Annotated in this window: 1 protein-coding gene and 1 pseudogene; both read left to right on the top strand. The window is 48.8% G+C overall.

Annotated features, from left to right (window positions below):
* On the top strand, positions 1–584 hold a 584-nt coding region (locus HMPREF3182_RS07345; RefSeq protein WP_206445566.1), incomplete at its 5' end, for a YadA C-terminal domain-containing protein.
* Between the two features lie 552 nt (positions 585–1,136).
* Positions 1,137–4,434, top strand: a pseudogene (locus HMPREF3182_RS07340) (hypothetical protein); the annotation flags it as partial.

Genomic DNA, 4,434 nt, shown 5'->3' with positions numbered 1-4,434 from the left:
CGAAAGCAACTAAAGATGAATTAAAAGATTATGCGAAGACCGCGGACTTGGCAAATAAAGCGGATAAGTCTGACTTGGAAAATAAAGCAGATAAGGCAGATTTGGACAAGAAAGCAGATACGGATAAAGTAACTGCAGCATTAGGTTTGAAAGCGGATAAGAGCGAGTTAGCTGACTATGTACGTAAATCGGATCTCAAAATCAGCAACAATGCCAAGGACATCCAAAAAGTGGGGGCTCGTGCTGCTGCGTTGGCAGGGTTACATCCGCTCGAATTTGATCCGTCCACGAAGTTGAGCTTTGCTGTTTCTTCCGGTTCGTACGACGGAGAAAATAGTGTAGCCTTCGGTGCGTTCTATCGTCCCGCAAAGAATGTGATGTTCAGTGCCGCCAGCACGATGGGATCCAAGAATGCGTATACCTTCGGCATGAGCTTTAAGTTCGGCAAGTCTTCGGCTACGACGACTACGAATACGCCGGATGTGCAGGAATTGTATCGTGTAGTAGGGCAACTTCAGTATCAGGTAGCGGCACAGCAACAGGAAATTCAACAGTTGCGTCAGGCTGCACAAAAAACAAAATAAGATACGTTTACTTTACGTCTATACATAAGGAAAACCACCGCAATTCCCAAAGGATTGCGGTGGTTTTTTGCTGTCCGTAGGGGAACGGCCGGTACGGATTTTGATTTATAGTCGGGAATTTCTATCATAAATTAATACACTGCAAAACAAAACAATCGGAAATAACTATCAATTGTTCTAAAATTGACGACTTATTAGGCGATGAAAAACCGGGAGATGCCGGAACACATCGGTATATATAAAGAGAACTAAAGTAATTATTAAGAAAATGAAGCGATTTATTTAATAAAAAAAAGTAAAACTTTACAATTTAATGATGTATACGTATAGTAAAAGAAGAAATGGGCAGCCGTACAAAAGCATAATAAGAGAATCAGTTTCATTTATATTTGACAAATATACTAAAAAGTGGATAATAAGAACCATAAACATATGAATAGCATATGTGCATGGGGTAGTAAGGTTTCGTCTATTGGGGAATAGACGAGGCACACAAGTACATAGAGGGGAATTTCGGGGAAATTATCGTCTGATTAAAGGAGGATTTTTTTAATGAAATTCACAAAACGCCAACTAACAACGATGGTAGTCGCCGGTTTGATGGGGACTGCCTTTGCAGGTGCGTCTTTTGCTGCGGATGCTTCGTCATCGGCGGCTGATTTGCTTGCCATGAATCAAGATCGTACGGCGGCACCGGATACGGAAAAGATAAAGACGTTGGAAGCGCAAATTGCAAAGGTACAACAAGAGATTGCCGAAGCCAATACGTGGTGGGAAAAGAATAAAGACATTATTAATTCTTATGAAGATGAGGATTCCGACGGCTATCATAAGGCGCAGGACAATTGGACCGCAGAATATAATAAATATAAACCGACTCATGATAAAGGACCTGATCATTTAAAACAATTGCAAGCAGCTTTAGAGGCGGCGAAAAATGGCGGCACCGTACCGGTTGCGCCGCAGCCGGGAGACGTGGGAACTTCTTCCGGGACGGGCGAGGCGGCTCCATCTCCGGCAGATATGAAGCGGAGTTTGCAGCTGGCACAGGAGAACGTGCAGCATTTACAGGAATTGACCGCGCGGGTAAATCGGGAGGTGACGGAGGCGGAAGCAGCAGCGAAAGCCGATCCGACAGATGAAACGGCAAAAGTGCGGGCAGAGAGTTCCAAAGCGTATGCAGGCATCGTGCAGAAGGCTATGGAAGCGGCCAAGCAAGCGGTTACGAAGTGGCAGCAGCAGTTGAAGGTGGAAGTAAAAGATGAGTCTAAGCCGTTTACGATGCCTTCTCCTGCGGTGGAAACGGGGACGGATATAGGGCAGTTGCAGCAGGAACTGGCGGACTTACAAAAACAATTGCCGGACGTGGAGAAGCATGCAAATTGGTCTACAGCTGAGTTTAATAACAATGGCGGCTATGCGAATAACGGTGCAAGTACGGAGGTTTTACTGCGATATTTGCAAGATACACAAAAATTAAGTGATTTACAGGCGGCAATCAAGGCAAAAGAAGCACGTATCAGTGCGTTATCTTCCGGGACGGGCAGTACGCCCGGTACGGGAAAAGAGGAAACGAAACCTCATACGGGTGAACCGGGTAGCAAGCCGGTACCGCAACCGCCTGAATCGAAGGTAGAGCCGGTACAGCCGGGCGGCGGCACCTCGCAAGGTACGGTTACGCCGGAAACGGTAACGCAATGGGCAAAATTGAAAGCCGAAGCGGAAGCGGCGGAACAGTATTACAACAGTGAAGTATGGGCAAAGACCTATTTTGAAGAGATGGATAAAAAAACGCCGTATCAGAATTGGGCAAAAGAAGTAGAGCATGCCGACGGATATATTGCGAATGCGAAAGCGGAAATGGAAGCGAAAAAGCAGGCCTTAGAAAGTTATGCAAAAGAAAAAGGCATTACGGCGGATCCGCGGACGAAAGAGGCGCAAACGGCGGCGTTGAAAAAGAGGATTGCAGCACTGCAAGAGGTAAAGAAAAATGCGGCAAGTATATTCGATGAAACGAAATCTGATTATAAATGGGGGTACTATGATACCTTTGATCAGGCCAAAACAAATAACACATTAGATAAGCGGCAAGCGTATGTGGTAGCGTTGCAGCGGAAAGAATCGAATGTCTTGGATACGCAGCTGCAACAGGCGGAAGCGGCGTTAAAGACGTTGGATCCGAGCGGTACTGTCACCCCGCCGCCGGCACCGCCGGAAGTACAGCCGCCTTCGGGAAAAACGCCGGGCGTACAGCAAAGTGAAGCGGAAAAGAAGTATGAGGCAGCCGTAGAAACGTGGACGAAAGCCGAAGCGGCACGCAAAGAAAAACCGCAGGATGAAACGGTGCGGCAGCAAGCCGAAAAGGCCAAACAAGAGGTAGAAGCGGCCAAGACCACGTATTTGCAAGAATTGACGGCAAAAGAAAAAGAATTAAAGGGAATTTACGATAAGGCGCAAGCCAAATATGAATCGGAAGATACGGATGAGGACGGTCCGGATAAGACTACGATTGACGCGCGGAATAAAGCGAAAGCCGATTACGACGCGATAGAAGCTAAAATTAAACAGGTAAAAGGCGAGTCGTCGTCTCCTTCGGAAACCAAGCCGACGCCGTTGCCGCAGCCGCCGGTACCGACGCCGAGTGTCGATCCGGCTATTCCGAAGCCGGATCCGGAAGCGGATAAGAAAAAGTCGGCAGAAGAACTGAAGAAAGAAATTGCCGCTTTGGAAGAGCAATTAAAACAGGCACAACAACAAGCGGATAAAGCAGAAGAAGCGTATAATCCGGACGATCAGACCCCGGAAGGGCAAAAAAAGCTACAGGCCTATGAAGAGGCACACAAGAAAGTAATGCAAATAGGCGATGTCCTTCATGCCAAAAAAACGATTTTAAAGGAGAAAGAAACGGCACCGCAGCCGCAACCGCCGGCACCGAAGCCGCCTAAACCAAAGGTAGATCCGGGGCAGCCCGGCAGCGAACCGGGAAGCAAGCCGGCACCGCAGCCGCCCGAATCAAAGGTAGATCCGGGGCAGCCCGGCAGCGAACCGGGAGGGAAGACGGATCCGAAGCCGCCTAAACCGAAGGTAGATCCGGGGCAGCCCGGCAGTGAACCGGGAGGGAAGACGGATCCGCAGCCGCCCGAATCGAAGGTAGATCCGGCACCGCAGCCGCCTGAATCAAAGGTAGATCCGGGGCAGCCCGGCAGCGAACCGGGAGGGAAGACGGATCCGAAGCCGCCTAAACCAAAGGTAGATCCGGGGCAGCCCGGCAGCGAACCGGGAGGGAAGACGGATCCGCAGCCGCCTAAACCGCAGGTAGATCCGGCACAGCCCGGCGGCGGCACCTCGCAAGGTACGGTTACGCCGGAAACGGTAACGCAATGGGCAAAATTGAAAGCCGAAGCGGAAGCGGCGGAACAGTATTACAACAGTGAAGTATGGGCGAAGACGTATTATGAAGGGTTGAAGAAAAAAGAGCCGTCAGAAAGTAATTGGGAAAAAGAAGTAGATCATGCCGACGGATATATTGCGAATGCGAAAGCGGTAATGGAAGCGAAAAAGCAGGCCTTAGAAAGCTATGCAAAAGAAAAAGGCATCACGGCGGATCCGCGGACGAAAGAGGCCCAAGAGGCAGCGTTAAAAAAGAAGATTGCCGAGTTGCAGGACGCTAAGCAAAATGTTGATAAGGTATATGACGAAAAGAAATCTGCTTATGGATACGGTCAATATGATACATTTGAAGATGCCAAAAAGGGTAATAAATTAGATAAGCGGCAAGCGTTCATTGAAGCGTTGCAGCGGAAGGAATCGAATGTTTTGGATACGCAGCTGCAACAGGCGGAAGCGGCGT

It is taken from the genome of Megasphaera hutchinsoni, from assembly GCF_001553405.1.
Lineage (GTDB): Bacteria > Bacillota > Negativicutes > Veillonellales > Megasphaeraceae > Megasphaera > Megasphaera hutchinsoni.
Note: the sequence above shows the minus strand (reverse complement) of the source record. Positions and strands in the feature narration are given on the sequence as shown.